Annotated in this window: 17 protein-coding genes; 10 read left to right on the top strand and 7 right to left on the bottom strand. The window is 64.9% G+C overall.

The window, feature by feature from the left end:
* Positions 1-40: 40 nt before the first annotated feature.
* The gene (locus tag E8M84_RS12605) at positions 41-1249 is read right to left on the bottom strand and encodes an NAD(P)/FAD-dependent oxidoreductase (RefSeq protein WP_205914605.1); all 1209 of its coding nucleotides are present in this window, start codon (positions 1247-1249) and stop codon (positions 41-43) included.
* A 387-nt stretch (positions 1250-1636) separates the two neighbouring features.
* On the opposite strand from E8M84_RS12605, the gene ileS reads away from it, so the two are divergent.
* Complete coding sequence (gene ileS, locus E8M84_RS12600; RefSeq protein ID WP_137111526.1) at positions 1637-4552, top strand: isoleucine--tRNA ligase; 2916 nt, start codon at positions 1637-1639, stop codon at positions 4550-4552.
* 64 nt (positions 4553-4616) lie between these two features.
* A complete protein-coding gene (locus tag E8M84_RS12595) occupies positions 4617-6143 on the top strand; it encodes an AMP-binding protein (protein ID WP_137111525.1) in 1527 nt (508 codons plus the stop codon).
* 93 nt (positions 6144-6236) lie between these two features.
* Here the strand turns inward: E8M84_RS12595 and E8M84_RS12590 are convergent, their stop codons facing one another.
* Complete coding sequence (locus tag E8M84_RS12590; protein WP_170971923.1) at positions 6237-6452, bottom strand: DUF1127 domain-containing protein; 216 nt, start codon at positions 6450-6452, stop codon at positions 6237-6239.
* A gap of 103 nt (positions 6453-6555) precedes the next feature.
* Here E8M84_RS12590 and E8M84_RS12585 point away from each other — a divergent pair, with 103 nt between their 5' ends.
* The 4 genes from E8M84_RS12585 (at position 6556) to E8M84_RS12570 (ending at position 9027) form a co-directional block, all read left to right on the top strand.
* Positions 6556-7425 carry a LysR family transcriptional regulator gene (locus E8M84_RS12585; RefSeq protein ID WP_240790371.1) on the top strand — a complete coding sequence of 290 codons (870 nt, stop codon included), beginning with the start codon at positions 6556-6558 and terminating at the stop codon, positions 7423-7425.
* Positions 7425-7868, top strand: coding sequence for a methylated-DNA--[protein]-cysteine S-methyltransferase (locus E8M84_RS12580; protein ID WP_137111851.1), 444 nt, complete (start codon positions 7425-7427; stop codon positions 7866-7868). The genes E8M84_RS12585 and E8M84_RS12580 overlap by 1 nt, the downstream gene beginning before the upstream one ends.
* Entirely contained in the window at positions 7865-8092 is a 228-nt protein-coding gene (locus tag E8M84_RS12575; RefSeq protein ID WP_137111522.1) for a DUF3253 domain-containing protein, read from the top strand. Before E8M84_RS12580 ends, E8M84_RS12575 begins: the two co-directional genes overlap by 4 nt.
* Before the next feature lie 98 nt (positions 8093-8190).
* Entirely contained in the window at positions 8191-9027 is an 837-nt protein-coding gene (locus E8M84_RS12570; RefSeq protein WP_137111521.1) for a DMT family transporter, read from the top strand.
* A gap of 57 nt (positions 9028-9084) precedes the next feature.
* Here the strand turns inward: E8M84_RS12570 and E8M84_RS12565 are convergent, their stop codons facing one another.
* The 3 genes from E8M84_RS12565 to E8M84_RS12555 all read right to left on the bottom strand — a co-directional run bounded on the left by E8M84_RS12565 (position 9085) and on the right by E8M84_RS12555 (position 11480).
* Positions 9085-9789 carry a phosphatidylcholine/phosphatidylserine synthase gene (locus tag E8M84_RS12565; RefSeq protein ID WP_137111520.1) on the bottom strand — a complete coding sequence of 235 codons (705 nt, stop codon included), beginning with the start codon at positions 9787-9789 and terminating at the stop codon, positions 9085-9087.
* Positions 9790-9855: 66 nt separating this feature from the next.
* Positions 9856-10794, bottom strand: coding sequence for a tyrosine recombinase XerC (locus E8M84_RS12560; RefSeq protein WP_240790370.1), 939 nt, complete (start codon positions 10792-10794; stop codon positions 9856-9858).
* Positions 10782-11480 carry a DUF484 family protein gene (locus E8M84_RS12555; RefSeq protein WP_137111519.1) on the bottom strand — a complete coding sequence of 233 codons (699 nt, stop codon included), beginning with the start codon at positions 11478-11480 and terminating at the stop codon, positions 10782-10784. The genes E8M84_RS12560 and E8M84_RS12555 overlap by 13 nt, the downstream gene beginning before the upstream one ends.
* 294 nt (positions 11481-11774) lie before the next feature.
* Here E8M84_RS12555 and E8M84_RS12550 point away from each other — a divergent pair, with 294 nt between their 5' ends.
* Positions 11775-12203 carry a BrnA antitoxin family protein gene (locus E8M84_RS12550; protein ID WP_170971922.1) on the top strand — a complete coding sequence of 143 codons (429 nt, stop codon included), beginning with the start codon at positions 11775-11777 and terminating at the stop codon, positions 12201-12203.
* Between the two features lie 9 nt (positions 12204-12212).
* Here E8M84_RS12550 and E8M84_RS12545 read toward each other — a convergent pair whose 3' ends face one another.
* A complete protein-coding gene (locus E8M84_RS12545) occupies positions 12213-13103 on the bottom strand; it encodes a DUF2971 domain-containing protein (protein ID WP_170971921.1) in 891 nt (296 codons plus the stop codon).
* A gap of 514 nt (positions 13104-13617) precedes the next feature.
* Positions 13618-14271 carry a fructose-6-phosphate aldolase gene (gene fsa / locus E8M84_RS12540; RefSeq protein ID WP_137111516.1) on the bottom strand — a complete coding sequence of 218 codons (654 nt, stop codon included), beginning with the start codon at positions 14269-14271 and terminating at the stop codon, positions 13618-13620.
* Positions 14272-14350: 79 nt separating this feature from the next.
* On the opposite strand from fsa, the gene E8M84_RS12535 reads away from it, so the two are divergent.
* The 3 genes from E8M84_RS12535 to E8M84_RS12525 all read left to right on the top strand — a co-directional run bounded on the left by E8M84_RS12535 (position 14351) and on the right by E8M84_RS12525 (position 17742).
* Positions 14351-16561, top strand: coding sequence for a primosomal protein N' (locus E8M84_RS12535; protein ID WP_137111515.1), 2211 nt, complete (start codon positions 14351-14353; stop codon positions 16559-16561).
* A gap of 123 nt (positions 16562-16684) precedes the next feature.
* Complete coding sequence (locus E8M84_RS12530) at positions 16685-17068, top strand: hypothetical protein (protein WP_137111514.1); 384 nt, start codon at positions 16685-16687, stop codon at positions 17066-17068.
* Positions 17068-17742 (top strand): toll/interleukin-1 receptor domain-containing protein, encoded by a 675-nt coding sequence (locus E8M84_RS12525; RefSeq protein ID WP_137111513.1) that lies wholly within the window; start codon positions 17068-17070, stop codon positions 17740-17742. The genes E8M84_RS12530 and E8M84_RS12525 overlap by 1 nt, the downstream gene beginning before the upstream one ends.
* The last annotated feature ends 20 nt before the right edge of the window (positions 17743-17762 follow it).

Genomic DNA, 17762 nt, shown 5'->3' with positions numbered 1-17762 from the left:
GGTCTGGGCCAAGACAAATCAAGCACTTGGCCGCAGGCGTTCAGGATTTGTGAACCAAGGCTCCCGGTCGGCCTGCGCTGCCTGCACCCTGTGCCTGCCCTGCGATCGGCGGGATCAGGTCACCCGAGACGAGGGCGGAGAGGATGCGGGGCAGGGGCCAGAGGCGGGAAAGCGGCGAGAGGACATGGTCGCGCAGAACCGGCAAGGCGCGGCTGTGCGACTGGTACTGCGGGGTGAAGGCCGCCGACAGCGCCTGGTAAAGCGCAAGGTGCCAGCGGCGCGAGCGGTGGTAGGCGCGGAGGGCCTCGTCCAGCGGTTGTCGCAGGGCCAGCGCCAGCGCCTGGGCATCGAGCAGCGCCATATTGGCGCCCTGGCCAAGCTGGGGGCTGGCGCGGTGCGCGGCATCGCCGATGTGGACCAGGCGGTCGGAGTAGGGTTTGCCGAGTGTGCCATGGGTATAGCGGGCAGCGGTCAGTTGGGCCTTGTCGGAAATCCGGTCGAGGAAGGGGGTCATCGCGGGCCAGAAGGCCCCGACCTCGGCTTTCCACGCGTCGAGCGGTCTTGCGGGCCAGTGGTCCAGCTCTGCGCCGGAAAGCGACCAGAAGACTGCGGCCCGTGGCGTCGGGTCGCCGGGCAGGCAGCCGATGGGCAGGATGCCCGCCATGCGGGAGGCGCGGTGGTAGCGCTGGCGCAGCTCGGTCGCGGGCAAGTCGGTTGCGGGCCAGGGGACATGGGCCCAGACGGCGCCGAATGGCAGGGGACGGGCAGTGAGGGGAGAGAGAAGCGATCCTGCGCCGGAGGCGTCGACGATCAGGTCGAAGGGTCCATGCTCGCCCTGGTCGGTGACAAGGTGGATGCCGGTGGGCGTCGCATGGGTGGACTGCGCCGCCTGGCCGGTCACTGGCGCGATGCCTTGCCCCCGGGCGGCTTGCCAGAGGACGTGAAACAGGCTGGCGCGGTGCATCGCAAGGCCGGGCTGGCCCGCGCGATAGGCGACGTCAAGTGCGACGCGGTCGCCGGAGTGCCCGAGCATCCGGGTGAGCGACGCGCCGAGGCTGCGGGCGGTGTCCCCGGCACCGAGGGCATCGAGGACGGCGAGGCCGACCGGCTGGATGACAAGGCCGGAGCCAAGCGGCTTTGGTGTCTCAAAGCGTTCGAAGAGGGTAACGTCGTGGCCATCCCTTGCAAGCAGGGCGGCGGCGGCGAGGCCTCCCATTCCGGCCCCGGTGATGGCGATCTTGTGCGTCATGGGGCGCATGGGTGGCAGGGGATTTGGCTTCTGGCAAGAGCGCGGGTGGTCGCGGGCGGTTTTCTAGATGAGCGCTGACGCGCGAGGCTTTTGTCTCGTCGTCGGGCTGCGCCTCCTCCTCGGCTGATGGGGGCGCTGCCCGTGCCTCCGGTTTCTTGAACCAGTGGCGAAACCATCGGCACCCCCGGAATATTTGCCGAAGGGAAAGCCGGGGGGCGGGCTGGACCGTTCCCGGGCCTTTGTCTATAAGGCCGCGCATGCAGATGTGGCGGGTTGTTCCTTCGCGAATTACTTGCCCGGCGGGCTGAGGCCCGGCCGGGTTCGTCGTCTTGCCGCTGGCCCGCTTTCCGGGCCGACCTGCCCCTGATGTCTTGAGGTTCCCCTCCCATGTGCGCCGATACCGCCGCTGTTGACTACCGCGATACCGTTTTCCTGCCCGAGACCGCCTTCCCGATGCGGGCGGGCCTGCCCCAGCGCGAGCCGGAATGGCTGGCGCGGTGGGAAAGGATCGGGGTCTATGACCGGCTGCGGTCCTCTGCCGCCGGGCGGGCACCCTTCGTGCTGCATGACGGGCCTCCCTATGCCAACGGGCACCTGCACATCGGCCATGCGCTGAACAAGGTGTTGAAGGACATGGTGGTGCGCAGCCAGCAGATGATGGGCCGGGACGCGCGCTATGTGCCGGGCTGGGACTGCCACGGGTTGCCGATCGAGTGGAAGATCGAGGAACAGTACCGCGCGAAAGGTCTGAACAAGGACGACGTGGACACGGTCGCCTTCCGGCAGGAGTGCCGCAAGTTCGCCGAGGGCTGGATCGACGTCCAGCGCGAGGAGTTCAAGCGGCTGGGGGTCACAGGCAAGTGGGACCGGCCGTATCTGACGATGGACTACCACGCCGAGGCGGTGATCGCGGACGAGTTCATGAAGTTCCTGATGAACGGGTCGCTGTATCAGGGGTCGAAGCCGGTGATGTGGTCCCCGGTGGAGAAGACCGCTTTGGCCGAGGCGGAGGTGGAGTATCACGACCATACCAGCCATCAGGTCTGGGTGCGGTTCCGGGTGATCCATGGCGATGCGCTGTTCACCAAGACGCCGACCGACGTGGTGATCTGGACGACGACGCCCTGGACGATCCCACAGAACCGCGCGGTCGCCTTTGGGCCGGAGATCTCTTACGGCCTGTACGAGATCATCGGGCGGCCGGAGGACAGCCAGGCCACCATCGGGCATCGGGTGGTGTTGGCGGACAAGCTGGCGGAGGCCGTGTTCGGACAGGCCAAGCTGGTCGGGCCGGAGATGGTTCGGCGGCTGGGCGATGTCTCGGCGGCGGACCTGAAGGGAATGGTGCTGGCGCACCCGTTCCGGGGTGTCGAAGGTGGTGCGGCAGAGTGGGACTATGACGTCCCCATGCTCCCCGGTGACCATGTCACCGACGATGCGGGGACGGGGTTTGTGCATACGGCTCCGTCGCACGGCGATGACGACTATCAGCTGGGCGTGAAGTTCGGGCTGCCGATGACCTACAATGTCGAGGCGGACGGGTCCTATCGGGCCAACCTGCCGCTGTTCGGCGGGCAGCACATCATCACTCCGGACGGCAAGGAGGGGCCGGCGAACGTGTCGGTCATCAAGCAGCTGGCCTATTCGGGCGCGCTCTTTGCCAAGGCGAAGCTGAAGCATTCCTATCCGCATTCCTGGCGGTCGAAGGCCCCGGTCATCTATCGCAACACGCCGCAGTGGTTCGTGGCGATCGACCGGGCGCTGGATGACGGGATGTCGACTTACGGCGAGACGATCCGGACGCGGGCGCTGAATTCGATCAATCAGCTGGTGGAGTGGACGCCTTCCACGGGGCGGAACCGCCTGCATTCGATGATCGAGGCGCGGCCGGATTGGGTGCTGTCGCGCCAGCGCGCCTGGGGTGTTCCGCTGACCTGCTTCGTGAAGAAAGGTGCTTTGCCGACCGACGCGGACTTCCTCTTGCGCAACGCGGAGGTGAACGCGCGCATCAAGGCGGCCTTCGAGGCCGAGGGCGCCGATGTTTGGTATGTGCAAGGATTCAAGGAACGCGTCCTCGATGGGATCGTGAATCCGCAGGATTATGAACAGGTCTATGACGTGCTGGACGTCTGGTTCGACTCCGGCTCGACTCATGCCTTCGTGCTGCGCGACCGGGAGGATGGGTCGGCGGACGGGCTGGCGGACCTGTACCTTGAAGGCACCGACCAGCATCGCGGGTGGTTCCATTCCAGTATGCTGCAGGCCTGCGGGACCAAGGGGCGGGCGCCATACCGGGGCGTCCTGACCCACGGCTTCACGCTGGACGAGAAGGGCATGAAGATGTCCAAATCGCTCGGCAACACCGTGGCCCCGCAGGAGGTGATCGGGGAGTATGGCGCGGATATCCTGCGGCTTTGGGTGGCGCAGTCGGACTATACGGTGGACCTGCGCATCGGGAAGGAGATCCTGAAAGGGGTCGCCGACAGCTATCGCCGGCTGCGGAATACCATGCGGTATATGCTGGGGGCCTTGGCGGGGTTCAGCGAGGCGGAGCGGGTGGAGCCGGCCCAGATGCCGGAGCTGGAGCGCTGGGTGCTGCACCGGCTGGCCGAGCTCGACGCCGAAGTGCGCGAGGGCTATGCGAAATACGACTTCCAGGGGGTGTTCCAGAAGCTTTTCACCTTCTGCACGTCCGACCTGTCGGCGGTCTATTTCGACATCCGCAAGGACTCGCTCTATTGCGATCCGGCGACCAGCCTGACCCGCCGGTCCTGCCGCACGGTGATGGACATCCTGTTCCACCGGCTGACCACATGGCTGGCCCCGGTCCTCGTCTTCACGATGGAGGAGGTCTGGCTCGAGCGGTTCCCGGGTGAGGAAAGCTCGGTCCATCTGGTGGACTTCCCGGAGACGCCGAAGGCGTGGCTGGACTCGGCGCTGGCGGCGAAGTGGGAGACGATCCGCGACGTGCGACGCGTGGTGACGGGGGCGCTGGAGGTGCAGCGGACGGCGAAGGTCATCGGGGCGAGCCTGGAAGCCGCGCCGACGGTGTTCGTCTCGCCGCAGATGATGGCGCTGCTGGAGACGGTGCCTTTCGACGAGGTCTGCATCACCTCCTGCATCTGGCTGTCGACAAAGCCCGCGCCGGAGGGCGTCTTCGCGCTGGCCGATGTGCCGGGCGTGGCGGTGGAGTTTGCGCCCGCCAAAGGCCAGAAATGCGAGCGTTGCTGGAAGGTGCTGCCGGACGTGGGCACCCACAAGCACCCCGGCACCTGCCAGCGCTGCAACGACGCGCTGGGCTGACCGGGCGCGGCTGAAACTTTTCGGCGGAAACCGTGGTATCCTTCCCTGAACCGGGGAGGGTGCCATGATCTACACAAGTCCGTATCCGCCGATCAGCCTGCGGGGCGAAAGCATCACCGAGCGTGTCCTGCGCGGGCTGGCGGGGGGCCCCGGCCGGGTGGCGATGATCGACGGCCCCTCGGGCCGCGAGGTCACGACGGAGGCGCTGGAGGTGGGCATCCGGCGGCTTGCCGGGGGGCTGGCGGCGCGGGGGCTGGGCAAGGGCGATGTGGTCGCGATCCTTGCACCGAACTGCCCGGACTATGCTGTGGTCTTCCACGGCGTGGCCTTCGCCGGGGCGACGGTCACCACGATCAACCCGACCTACACCGCCCCCGAAGTGGCGCATCAGTTGCAGGATTCGGGGGCCAGACTTCTGGTCACCATCCCGGCCTTTCTGGAAACGGCGAAGGCGGCGGCCGGGGGGATAGAGGTCGCAGTGATCGGCGAGGCGGAGGGGGCGACACCGCTTGCCGCGCTGATGGGCGCGCCGCTGGCGGCGCAGGTGCCGGTCGACGATGCGGCGGACGTGGCGGTGCTGCCCTATTCCAGCGGGACGACCGGCCTGCCCAAGGGGGTGCGGCTGACCCACCGGAATCTCGTCGCCAATGTCGAGCAGTGCCAAGTCTGCTTTCAAGTGCAGACCGGCGACAGGGTGGTGGCCTTCCTGCCCTTCTTTCACATCTATGGCCAGACCGTGTTGATGAACGTCTATCTGGCGACCGGGGGCACTGTCGTCACGATGCCACGCTTTGATCTTGAGCAATTCCTGACGCTCTGCAGCCGCCATGCGACGCCGACGATGTTCATCGCCCCGCCCGTTGCCGTTGCCCTTGCCAAGCATCCCATGGTCGATCAGTTTGATCTGTCGCCGGTCAAGCGGCTGGTGTCTGGGGCGGCTCCGCTGAGTGCGGAGGTGGCGGAGGCGGTGACCCGGCGCACCGGGGTTCAGTCGCGGCAGGGCTACGGGATGACCGAGATGAGCCCGGTCAGCCACTCGGTCCCCTTTGCGACGTCGGTGCCGGGGGCGATCGGCGTGGCGGTGGCCTCGACCGAGTTTCGCATCGTCGATCCGGCGACGGGGGCCGATGTGGAACCGGGCGGCGAGGGCGAGCTTTGGGTGCGTGGCCCGCAGGTTATGGCGGGCTATCACAACCGGCCCGACGCAACGGCGGCGACCTTGACGCAGGACGGTTGGCTGAAGACCGGCGATCTTGCGCAGGTGGACGGTCAGGGCAACGTCTTCATCCGGGACCGGCTGAAGGAGCTGATCAAGGTCAGCGGCTTCCAGGTGGCCCCCGCCGAGGTGGAGGCGGCACTTCTGACGTCCCCGATGGTGAAGGATGCCGCCGTGCGCGGGGTTCCGGACGACGAGACGGGCGAGGTGCCGGTGGCTTTCGTTGTCCCCGCCGAGGGGGCCGAGGGGGCGGCGATCCGGGCCCATCTGGCGGGGCAGCTTGCGCACTACAAGCTGCCGAAGCGGATCACCTTCATCGAGGCGATCCCGAAATCGGCCTCGGGCAAGATCCTGCGGCGGATGCTGCCGGTATAGCGCAAATCCAAGAATTTTCGGCGAAAATTCTTGGTGGCGTCAGGTTGCGAGGGGAAAAACTTCGCCGGGAGTCCCCAGTCCCCCGGCGAAGAGTCAGGCCGAAGCGCCTACGGGGAGACCGCGGGGCGTCGGCGTCGAATGCAGGCTGGTGGCCTTGACCAGGGCGTCGAACAGTTGGTCGCCCCGGCGCAGCGCGATCAGGTCCTCACGGGTCAGACCGATGTCGCGCAGCAGGTGGTCATCTTCACGTTCCAGCAGGAACGCGGTCGAGCGGCGCAGCTGCAGAAGGGCGAAGAGGCGGGCGAACATGATCTGGTCTCCTTGTGTTGAGACCCAGAGATAGGGCGAGGTTTGACATTTCACAAACGAATAGGTTTGATGGGTGACATAAGTCAGACTCATAGGTTCCGTGATGCAGCCGCTGGAAAGTGACCTGATGCGCAGCTTCCTGGCGGTGGCGGACAGCGGCTCGGTCACGGCGGCGGCCGAGCGGTTGTTCCGGACGCAGTCGGCGGTCAGCCTGCAGGTCAAGCGGCTGGAAGAGAACCTTGGCCAACCCTTGTTCGAGCGGCAGGCGCGGGGCGTCACGCTGACGCCGCGGGGCGAGCAGCTGGTTCCCTACGCGCGCCGGGTGGTGGCGCTGCTGGACGAGGCGGCGGTGGCGCTGCGGGAAAAGCCCCTGGTCGGGCCGGTGCGGGTGGGGATCTCGGACGAATACTCCGGCACCGTCCTGCCTCGCGCGCTGGCCGCGTTCGACGAGCGGCACGAGGGGGTGCAGGTTTCAGTCCGGGTGGATCACTCCTCGGCCCAGATCAAGGCGCTGGAGGCGGACGAGATCGACCTCGGGGTGATCTACGACTGGGAGTATGTGCAGGAAGGCGAGGTGTTGTGCATCGACCCGACGGTCTGGGTGACCTCGGTGACCCATGCCCAGCACCTGCGGCGGCCAGTGCCGGTGGCGGTCTACTTCCAGTCGGAGTGGAGCCGGGACTATGTCGAGGTCTCCTTGAACCGTCTGGGGATCGACTGGCGGGTGGCTTGGTCCTGCGACATGGCGGGGGGGTTCCGGGTGGCAGTGATGAACGGGATGGCCATCGCGCCCCTGTCGCGCAGCACGATCCCCGCGGGTTGCCGGGAACTGACGACCGAGGACGGCTTTCCCATCGTCGACAATGCGCGGGTGGTCCTGCGACGCAACCCGCGCGGGACATCTCCGGCAGTGGAGGGGATGGCCGAGGTCCTGCGCCAGGCCTTTGCGCCCTTGCGTGAGGGCAAGACGTGATCCGGGCGGGCCTGGTGGGGCCGTTCGGGCCGGTCTGTCTGGTGGAACGGGACGGAGTGTTGGCGGGACTGGAGTGGCGCTTGCCGGAGGAAGCGGGCCGGACGGCGCTGCTGGACGAGGGTCTGGTGCAGCTGGCGGCCTATTTCGCGGGGCGGCTGACGCGGTTCGATCTGCCGCTGGACTGGGGGACGGGGCTGAATGCGGCGGTGCGACGCGCGATGGCCGACATTCCCTATGGCCAGACGCGGACCTATGGCCAGATCGCCAAGGTCGTGAGTGCTGCGCCGCAGGCGGTGGGGCAGGCCTGCGGGGCCAATCCGCTGCCGATCCTGATCCCCTGCCACCGGGTCATGGGGACCGACTGGTTCGGCGGCTTCTCGGCCCCGGGCGGGGTAGAGACGAAGGCGGCGCTTCTGCGGCACGAGGGGGCGCTTCTCATATGAGCGACCGGATCAGGGCGGCGATCCTGGACTTGGCCCTTCAGCGGGGGCGGGACAAGTCGCTGTGTCCGTCCGAAGTGGCGAAGGCACTGTCGGCGGACTGGCGCCCCCTGATGCCCGAGGTGCGCGCGGTGGCCGCGGCAACGCCCGAGATCGTGGCAACGCAAGGCGGGATCGAGGTCGACCCGCTGGCCGCGCAGGGACCAATCCGGCTGCGGTTGCGCTGACCCTATCGAAAGCGGGGGTCTGGACCTATCGGCGCGCTTGCGCCTGTCCGTGGGCGGGCTTACGCCTGCCTGTGACAGTTCCATGACAGGTGCGCGCTTTGAGCCTTGGCATCTTCCTGGCCGTCCTTGGCGCGGCCTTCCTGCATGCGCTTTGGAATGCGCTGATCAAGCTGGGGACCTCGAAGGTCGGCGGGATGGTGATCCTGTCGATCGTCGAGGTGCCGATCGGGCTGGTGGTGGTGATGCTGTCCCCGGCAATCGACCGGGCCGCGATCCCCTGGGTCATCGCGGCGGGCTGCACCCATTTCGCCTACAAGTTCTTCCTGACCTATGCCTATGACCGCGGTGACCTGAGCCGCGTCTACCCCATTGCCCGGGGAGCGGCGCCGATGATTGTGGCGCTGTTCGGCGCGGCCTTCCTGGCCGATGCGGTGACGCAACAGGAATACATCGCCATAGCGGTCCTGGCTGCCGGTATCCTCTTGATGGCGCGGGGGGTCTTCACCAGCGGCGAGGACCGCAAGCTTCTGCCCTTTGCTTTGGGGTCCGCCTGCGCCACGGCGACCTATACGCTGATCGACGGACTGGGCGCGCGGGTCTCGGGCTCGCCCGCCGCCTATGTGGCCTGGGTGTTCGTGGCGGATGGCACCTTCTTCACCCTGGGCATGCTGGCCTTGCGCGGCTGGGACGTGATCCCCCGCAACTGGCATGCCTGGCGGATGGGGGCCTTCGCTTCGGCCGCAAGCTACGGCGCCTATGCGGTGTCGATCTGGGCGATGACCTTCGCACCCATCGCGGTGGTGGCCGCACTGCGCGAGACCTCGATCCTGTTCGCCGTGCTGATTGGCTGGCTGGCCTTTGGCGAGCGGATGACGGGGGAAAAGGCGCTGGCAGCGCTGATCATCGTGGCCGGGGTGATGCTGACGCGGTTGTGACGGGACCAAATTTCTTAAGCAAGAAATTTGTCAAAATCCTTGCTTAAGGATTTTGGGTCACCGTACCCGGCGGATGCCTTCGGGGATGATCTGTTGGGCGATCCCGGCCAGGCAGAGATACAGCGACGTCAGCACCAGAAGCCACTTGGCGATGGGCCCTTCCTGGAAGTCCCACCAGGCCGCCCAGCCCGCCAGCGCGATCCAGGCGATGCAGACGGCCAGAGACACCTCGTACCAGCGGCTGGTCCGGACGGGGTGAATGAACTTCAGGTTGGTGAACATGGTGATCGTCAGAAGGATCACCACCATAAGGATCACCATCTCTCCGGGCTGGGTGGCGAAGAGGACCAGCACCACCATGTTCCAGCAGGCCGGGAAGCCCGCAAAGCTCTTGTCCTTGGTCTTCATTCGCGTGTCGGCGAAGTAGATCACCGACCCGTAGCAGATCACGATGATCGCAAGCCAGCCGGTCCAGCCCGGCAGAAGCCCGGACTTGAACAACGCGAAGGCCGGGATGAAGACATAGGTCAGATAGTCGACGATCAGGTCCATCAGGACCCCGTCGTAGGTCGGCCAGTTCTTACGGACATCGAAGCGCCGTGCCAAGGGCCCGTCGATCCCGTCGACGATCAGCGCGACGACCAGCCAGAGGAACATCAGGCTCCAGTTGCCTTCGACGGCAGCCAGCATGGCAAACATCGACAGGACTGCGCCAGAGGCGGTGAGGAGATGGACGGACAGGGCTTTCAGGCGCGGGTTCATGGGAAGTTGATGGCCGATTATCGCAAAGGGTGCAACCAAAAGGCCGCGCTGGCCTGGGTCTGGAGGTCAGGCGCGGGGGTGGGATTTCTCATAGACCTCCATCAGCCGGGTGGCATCGACAGCGGTATAGGCCTGGGTTGTCGAAAGTGAGGCATGGCCCAGAAGTTCCTGGATCGCACGCAGATCGCCGCCTGCTGACAGAAGGTGGGTTGCAAAGCTGTGGCGCAGGGCATGGGGCGTGGCCGTCGCGGGCAGGCCGAGGCGCAGGCGAGCGCGCTCCATCGCGGCCTGGATCAGCCGGGGATTGACCGGGCCACCGCGTGCGCCGCGGAAGAGGGGTGCGTCGCTTGCAAGGTCGAAGGGGCAGAGGGCGACATAGGCCGCGACGGCCTGTGCTGCAGCGGGCATGACCGGGACCAGCCGGGTCTTGCCGCCCTTGCCGGTGATGCGAAGCACCGGCGGCAAGGGATGCGCCGCCCCCGTCAGCCCCAGCGCCTCGGAGATCCGCAGGCCAAGGCCATAGAGCAGCGTGGCGATGGCGGTGTCGCGGGCGGCGATCCAGTCCTCACGGGCATCCGCGCCGATCTCGGTCAGAATTTCCGTTGCTCCGTCTTCACTTAGCGGTCGCGGCAGCTTGCGGCGGAACTTCGGCGCGCGGGTGGACAGGACTGTCGTGGCGTCGCCTCCGGTTCGCTCGGCCGCCCAGGCAGTGAAGCCCTTCACGGCCGACAGGGCACGGGCCAGCGAGCGCGCGGAAAGGCCCCGGCTGCGTTCCTCGGCCATCCAGGCGCGGAGGTCGGACTGGGTGGTCGAGATGACCGAGGCGATGCCCCCGGCCCCGCCCCGGTGGGCGGCGAGAAACTTCAGAAAGCGGGTCACGTCGCGGCGGTAGGCTTCGATCGTGTTGGCCGCGGCCCCGTCAAGCGCGGCGAGATGGGTCAGCCATTGCGTCAGCGCGGCCCCAAGCGCGGGGGCCAGGAAGGGGTCGGCGGTCAGCCCAGCCACCGCCGCATCGTCCGTTCGAAGACCCCGGCGAAGAAGGCCAGGAGGTCGGTGCCATGGGTCGACTTGAACTGGTTCGGGTCTTCGGAGGCAAAGACCAGCATCCCCGGCAGGCGGCCCGGGCCGAGGTCCAGCTTCATCAGCGCCTCGGACTGGATGCCTTCGGCGCGGGCACCATAGAAGTCGGCGGCAAGGCCGGTCACCGACCGCAGGACCACGCTTCGGCCCGGACCATTTCGCCCTTTTGTCAGATAGTTAGCGACAAATCCGCGGGGCACGACGGTCAGCACTTCGCCCAGGCGGCGGAGGGTTGGGTCGCCTTCGCTGTCCTCTTGCAGGCTTTCCAGCACCAGGCGGACATGGTCAACCCGCAGGGTCTGCGCGACCTCGCCCGAGAGGGCGGCCATGAAGGCCTCGAAGTTTGTCGGCTCTAGCATTTGTAGAACAGCGCGGTGCACCTGGTTGGTTCCGGCGAGGTTCTCATAGGCCGCCGCGATGACCGAACGGTGGGTGTCCTCCAGACGATCCAGCCTGGATTCAAGGCGTTGCATGGCGATGCCGCGCAGATCGACGATGTTCTCGCCAAGGCTGCGTTCGTTCGCCGAGACCAGCGCGTTCATCACGTCGCGGTCGTCCAGCAGGCGTTCGGGTTCGGCAAGGATGCGGTCGCGCAGGTCGGGTTCGATCATCGGGCGGGCCAGGGTTCATGCGAATTCGGCCGCAGTATAGGCGACCCGCCAAGGGCTTGGCGACAGGATTAACACATGAGCCCAAAGGGGACCGGCAGGGATGCAACACTGCGTCTGGAACGCGTCTGGCTTTGGTATGGAAAGGGTCCATACGCGCGTATCGGTCGGCTGACGTTAACCTTTGGGCGCGAGGGTGGGCGCCGCAAAGGACCCAGCCATGCCCGACCTGAAGAAACAGACCCCCCGGCAGCGTGCCAAGATGACCTACATGATGGATGTCATGCGGCGTCTGGAATGGGATCTGCACAACACCATCGAACTGACCGGGCGCTCCCGGAGGAGTGGCATCAGATCGCCACGGCGACGCCCCGCGCGGCGAAGGTGAAGGTGACGCTGGCGCTGGAGGCGGATTTGCTGAAGTTCTTCCGCTCGATGGGCGAGGGCTACGGGCCGCGGATCAACGACGTCTTGCGCAGCTACATGCACGCGCGGCTGGCCGGGGTGATCCGGGGGGCCGAGACGCTGGCGCATTACCGGGAGCGGGAGGAGGCCTGGTCGGGCGAGAAGCCTGCCTTTGGGGATGTGGCGAAGGCGATGGGCGGGGAGTGGGAGGACGCGGGGCCGGGGGTGGTGCAGGCGGAGCGGGTCTTCATGCAGGAGAGGATGCAGAAGGGGGTGGCGGAGGGGGAGGAGCGGGTGTTCGGCGGGCCGTTGGTGAGGTGAGGGGGGTGGTTAGCGAATTAGGCACTCTGACTGCATGACTTCGAAACTTGTGAATCCATGTTGGTTAAGCTTTTCCGTTACTTCAGGAACTGAACAAGGGCATTTCGGTCCCAGTATCACGCGTTCAATGGCTTTCTCTGGCCAGTGAACACCTTTCGCATACTTGCCGAATTGAATGGGTGCATACGAGACCTCGGTTTCGTCTCGGGCTCTCCTCCGAAGCAGAGTGTAGTAGGGTCGACCATCCGGATACTCGGAAGCGGGAATGTCTACTCCATTGATCTGAATACCTGCTTCTTTCGCGACTGCAGCATGGGTGCAGCGTATTTCGTTCTCATACTCCCAAATTTTGTGTTTAGTAGATACAATCACCGAGACCGTCCGGGTAGCGGCAGACAGCCAATCAAGGTCAGACACAGAGTACACAGCTTCCCGCTCAATGACGCCTGATAGAAGATCACGAAGCAGTTGCCGCCAACTATCGATAGTGTCATCTTTGATGTAATTTACCTTCTGAATTCTAACGGGCATAGAGCGCACAGCTGTCGGCCTAAACCCAATGGAAAAACCCGCATAATTTCCTCCATATGCGCTCCACATTGGCAAGTTGTCGCCTGATGTGGTGAAGGAAGCAGACAGCAAGCCTCCCTTCTCGAGATAACTCAGCACCCGAGAAACAAAGACTGAGATAGGTAAGCCTCTTTGGCCGCGAAAATCCTTGTCTCTTAGTAGCTTTACTGCTTTGAGAAATTGGTCTCGACCAAGGGTTATTTCTCGCGGGTCGTTTGTAAAGCGGAGGTCTGTGAACCATATCGATTTGCTGGATATAATCCCTTCAAATCCAGAAAGCGTCGTATACTGGTACAATGTCGTTGTAGGATTGAACTCCAGGAAGGCCAAGAATGCGTTACCCTTAATTTTGGTTAGGCACTGAAATTGCCACATCAGCTTTTCATTGGCAAGTAAAGTAGCAATTTGTGAGCAACGAACGGCGAGAGTGTGCTGCGCTGTAGCACACCCTACGATGGGCAGGTAAAATGCTTACTGGTCAAACAGAGCCACTCCTTGGCCCGGAATCAAGGCGCTTGCGCCGCCGGGCCGCGCCCTCCCTCCCCCCGGGAGGGCGCTCTTGACGTGTCACGCGCAGAACTGCGGTGGGAGGGGGTGAAGAATAAAGTGCCCGGGAACCAGCGGGGTTTGCGCCCGCCCGAGGGAGGGCGCGGCCCTGTGTGGTGCGGGGGAGTCGGGGTGAACCCCGACCTACGGGTTCGGGGAGTCGGGGCGGGTCCCGAACTGCCTGTAATCCCCGCGCAGGCGGGGATCCATCGTTGGGCGTTGAAAGTGGATCCCCGCCTGCGCGGGGATGACAGGTGATGTGGAGTGGCAAGGGGGGCGGGGGTCGCCGCGGTCCCGCTTACAGGATCTTCTGACCCGTCTTCGCCCAGTCGGCGGTGAACTGGTCGAGGCCCTTGTCGGTCAGCATGTGGCTCGCCAGGGCCTTGATCACGTTCGGGGGGGCAGTGACGACGTCGGCTCCGATCAGGGCGCAGTCCTTGACGTGGTTGGCGGTGCGGATCGAGGCCGCAAGGATCTGGGTCTTGAAGTCGTAGTTGTCATAGATCGTGCGGATGTCGCCGATCAGGTCGAGGCCGTCGAGGTTGATGTCGTCCAGCCGCCCGATGAAGGGCGAGATGAAGGTCGCCCCGGCCTTGGCGGCGATCAGGGCCTGGTTGGCGGAAAAGCAGAGGGTGACGTTGACCATGAAGCCCTCAGACGACAGGGTCTTGCAGGTCTTGAGGCCGTCCCAGGTCAGCGGGACTTTCACGGCGATATTGGGGGCGATGGCGGCCAGTTTGCGGCCCTCGGCGATCATTTCGGGCGCGGTCAGGGCGACGACTTCGGCCGAAACCGGGCCTTTGACGAAGGAGCAGATCTCTTTGGTGACCTCGATGATGTCGCGGCCGGATTTTAGGATCAGCGACGGGTTGGTGGTGACGCCGTCGACCATGCCGAGGTCGTGAAGCTCACGGATGGCGTCGACGTCGGCGGTGTCGATGAAGAATTTCATTGGGGGCCTCCTTGGCGGTTGCGGGGGGTGCAACGCGGGGGTTGAATGCTCTCGGGTCGCGGTTTAGCCCAAACGGCGGATGAGCGAAAGGTTTCAGGTGGCGGACCGGGTCTATCAGGCGGGCGATCTGGTCGGGGTGCTGACGACGGAGCCTTTGGGCCGCGTGCTGGACTATCGCGCGCCGGAGGGGGGCTGCGGGGACGGGGATTTCGTCGAGGTGCCGCTGGGGCCAAGGCGGGTGCTGGGGGTGGTCTGGGGGCCTGCGGTTGGCGGCTGGGACCCAGCGAAGGTGCGGCCGGTGGGGCGGGTGCTGGACGCGCGGCCGATGCGGTTGGAGTTGCGGTCGTTTCTTGGTCGGGCGGCGGAGTATACGCTGACGCCGTTGCCGGCGATGCTGCGGTTGGCGACACGGACTCCGGGGTTGGGGGAGCCTGCGTCGGTGAAGCGGGTGTATCGGCTGGCGGGGGCGGTGCCGAACAGTCTGACCGAGGCGCGGCATCGGGTGGTGGAGGCTTTGCGGGCGTTTGGCGGGGCTCCGGTGACGCTGGGCGAGCTGGTGGAGGCTGCGGCCTGTGGCAGTTCGGTGGTGAAAGGCCTGGTGAAGCTGGGGGTGGTGGCGGAGGAGGATGCGCCGCGGGATACGCCCTATCCGCGCTTGAAGGCCGATGTGGGAATGCGGCTGGAGGGGGAGCAGGTCGCGGCGGGGGATGCGCTGGTCGCGGATGTGGCTGCTGGCGCGTACGCGGCGACGCTGCTGAAGGGGGTGACGGGGTCGGGGAAGACCGAGGTTTACCTTGAGGCGGTGGCGGAGTGTCTTAGGGCGCGTCGGCAGGCGCTGGTGCTGTTGCCGGAGATTGCCTTGACGGCGGAGTTTTTGACGCGGGTGGAGGCTCGGTTCGGGGCGCGGCCGGCGGAGTGGCACTCGGGCGTCACGATGACCGAGCGGCGGCGGCTGTGGCGGATGGTCTCCGAAGGCGGGGCGGAGCTGGTGGTGGGCGCGCGGTCGGCGCTGTTCCTGCCGTTCCAGGACCTCGGGCTGATCGTTGTCGATGAGGAGCATGACACCTCCTACAAGCAGGAGGACGGGGTCTTGTACAACGCGCGCGACATGGCGGTGCTGCGGGCGGCGATTGCGGGGTGTCCGGTGGTGCTGGCCTCGGCGACGCCGTCGCTGGAGACCTGGGCCAATGTCGAGGCGGGGAAGTATCGGCGGCTGGATCTGGGGTCCCGGTTCGGCGCGGCGGAGATGCCGGAGATGCGGGCGATTGATATGCGGACCGAGCGGCTGCCGGGGGATCGGTGGATTTCGGAGACTTTGGCCGGGAAGGTGCGGGCCGTTGTGGGGCGCGGGGAGCAGGCGCTGCTGTTCCTGAACCGGCGGGGGTTTGCGCCGGTGACGCTCTGCCGGGCCTGCGGGCATCAGGTGGGCTGCGACCACTGCGATGCGCGGATGGTGGAGCATCGGTTCCAGAAGCGGCTGGTCTGCCACCAGTGCGGGGCGACGAAGCCGGTGCCTTTGGCCTGTCCCTCCTGCGGGGTGGAGGGCCGGATGGCCGCCGTGGGGCCGGGGGTGGAACGGCTGGCGGAGGAGGTGGCGGCGCGGTTCTCGGAGGCTCGGGTGGCGGTGCTGTCGTCGGACCTGTTTGGGTCAGCCCGCGCGCTGAAGGAGAAGATCGCCGAGATTTCGTCAGGCGGGGCGGACATCATCATCGGCACGCAGATCGTGGCGAAGGGGCACAACTTTCCGCTGCTGACGCTGGTGGGGGTGATCGACGCCGACCTTGGCCTGCAGGGGTCGGACCTGCGGGCGGCGGAGCGGACGTTCCAGCTGATGCGTCAGGTCGCGGGCCGGGCGGGCCGGACGGCAGAGCGGAAGGGGGAGGCCTGGCTGCAGACCCACCAGCCGGAGCATCCGGTGATCCGGGCGATCCTGGGCGGCGACGAGGAGGCGTTCTGGCGGGCCGAGGCCGGGGAGCGGCGGGCCTCGGGTGTGCCGCCCTATGGCCGGATGGCGGGGATCATCCTGTCGTCGCCCGACGTGGCTGCGGTGTTCGATTTCGGCGGGGAGCTGGCGCGGCGGTGTGAGCCGTTGAAGCGGATCGGGGCGGAGGTCTGGGGGCCTGCTCCGGCGCCGATTGCCCGGGTCCGGGGGCGGCACCGGGTGCGGCTGTTGGTGAAGGCAGAGAAGGGGGCCCCCTTGCAGGCGGCTTTGGCGGAGTGGCTGGCGGGGTTCAAGCTGCCGAGGGATTTAAGGCTGGCGGTGGATATTGATCCGCAGAGTTTCTTGTGAGGGGGCAGCATTCGTTCGACAGTCGGAGCAGAACACTTCTTATTGACGGCTGTTATTCTAGAGGCTAACCAATTGATGGAGCGCATTTGGACCCTTCATGATGTTACCGCGAGAACCATCCACATGCTCAATTATGTAATCGCATTGGGTATTCCTCTGGTGCTGATCTTGCTTGGCGCTTTGGCGAAGAAGCTAGTTCGTGGAACTACTTGGGAAGCGCGTGATTTCTTTCTTGGAGTTGAGCTATCAATATCAGCAGTTAGCTCTGCGCTCATATATATATTTGAGCTTTCTAAGTCTGTGACGGGCCAAGAAAAGAGCATATCACTCGGGATCTTTACGGCAACTAGCCTTCTCCTGTTTTTTGCTGTGATGGCGTTCCATCAGGATTGGGAGAAGAAGCCACAAGATATCAAAGGTCAGAGAATTTGGCTAGGAGGTGTGTGCAACTTAATTGGTGTAGTCCTTCTTTCTGGATTTGTTCTTTTCGTGAAGGGAATTCAATAATGAAGGACTCGCGCGCATTCACATCTGCTGTAATGGCGGCATCGCTTGCGGCAGCAATTGGAGGGAGCGTTTCCCTTGTTTCTGAGTCCCTGTTTGTGGGCACCGGAGATCGTTGGTTCGATGGCTTCAAGATTGAGATTTTCTTCGCTTTGATGGCAACATTGCTGGCGGGGGCGTCAGTTGTAACAATGATAGAGATAACTAGGCGCAACCGGCTTAAGCGTCGCGCCCGTCGAGTCTTTATCATCTACTCCCGAAAAGACCGCGAGAAGGCTGCAGAGGTTGCGAGGGTTCTGAGACAAGCCGGTGTTGAACCTTGGCTTGATTTTGAAAACATCGTAGCTGGTGAAGTTTGGAGGGATGTCGTTCGTAAGGCATTAGATGATAGTGCAATGGCAATCGCTATCTTCTCAGAGAATTTTGGCGAATCTGATTCTGTTAAAGATGAGCTGGACCAAGCTATCAAGACGCTTGAGTCAAGTGACAAGGTAACTAGCCCTATTATTCCGCTCTTGTACTCAGGCGGCGAAATTCCAGTTCGACTTCGACATATCCACTACGTTGATATGGAGCAAAAAGACTCGAGCGAGTTCTTGGTTCGGAGTGTTGAGCGTGCGATGGATCGCGTGCTTGAGTCGTTGGACGGCTCTGAAGATATGCGAGCAGGAAACTAGGCAATCAAGCCATGCCTAGG

This window comes from Rhodobacter sp. SY28-1 (assembly GCF_005222785.1).
GTDB lineage: Bacteria > Pseudomonadota > Alphaproteobacteria > Rhodobacterales > Rhodobacteraceae > Tabrizicola.
Note: the sequence above shows the minus strand (reverse complement) of the source record. Positions and strands in the feature narration are given on the sequence as shown.

Coding starts and splice junctions, on each gene's coding strand:
- E8M84_RS12555 (WP_137111519.1), bottom strand. CDS start 11,480: ATGATCGAACCCGACCTGCGCGACCGCATCCTTGCCGAACCCGAACGC.
- E8M84_RS12605 (WP_205914605.1), bottom strand. CDS start 1,249: ATGACGCACAAGATCGCCATCACCGGGGCCGGAATGGGAGGCCTCGCC.
- E8M84_RS12565 (WP_137111520.1), bottom strand. CDS start 9,789: ATGAACCCGCGCCTGAAAGCCCTGTCCGTCCATCTCCTCACCGCCTCT.
- fsa (WP_137111516.1), bottom strand. CDS start 14,271: ATGAAATTCTTCATCGACACCGCCGACGTCGACGCCATCCGTGAGCTT.
- E8M84_RS12525 (WP_137111513.1), top strand. CDS start 17,068: ATGAAGGACTCGCGCGCATTCACATCTGCTGTAATGGCGGCATCGCTT.
- E8M84_RS12575 (WP_137111522.1), top strand. CDS start 7,865: ATGAGCGACCGGATCAGGGCGGCGATCCTGGACTTGGCCCTTCAGCGG.
- E8M84_RS12535 (WP_137111515.1), top strand. CDS start 14,351: ATGAGCGAAAGGTTTCAGGTGGCGGACCGGGTCTATCAGGCGGGCGAT.
- E8M84_RS12530 (WP_137111514.1), top strand. CDS start 16,685: ATGCTCAATTATGTAATCGCATTGGGTATTCCTCTGGTGCTGATCTTG.
- E8M84_RS12585 (WP_240790371.1), top strand. CDS start 6,556: ATGCAGCCGCTGGAAAGTGACCTGATGCGCAGCTTCCTGGCGGTGGCG.
- E8M84_RS12550 (WP_170971922.1), top strand. CDS start 11,775: ATGGGATCTGCACAACACCATCGAACTGACCGGGCGCTCCCGGAGGAG.
- ileS (WP_137111526.1), top strand. CDS start 1,637: ATGTGCGCCGATACCGCCGCTGTTGACTACCGCGATACCGTTTTCCTG.
- E8M84_RS12595 (WP_137111525.1), top strand. CDS start 4,617: ATGATCTACACAAGTCCGTATCCGCCGATCAGCCTGCGGGGCGAAAGC.
- E8M84_RS12590 (WP_170971923.1), bottom strand. CDS start 6,452: ATGTTCGCCCGCCTCTTCGCCCTTCTGCAGCTGCGCCGCTCGACCGCG.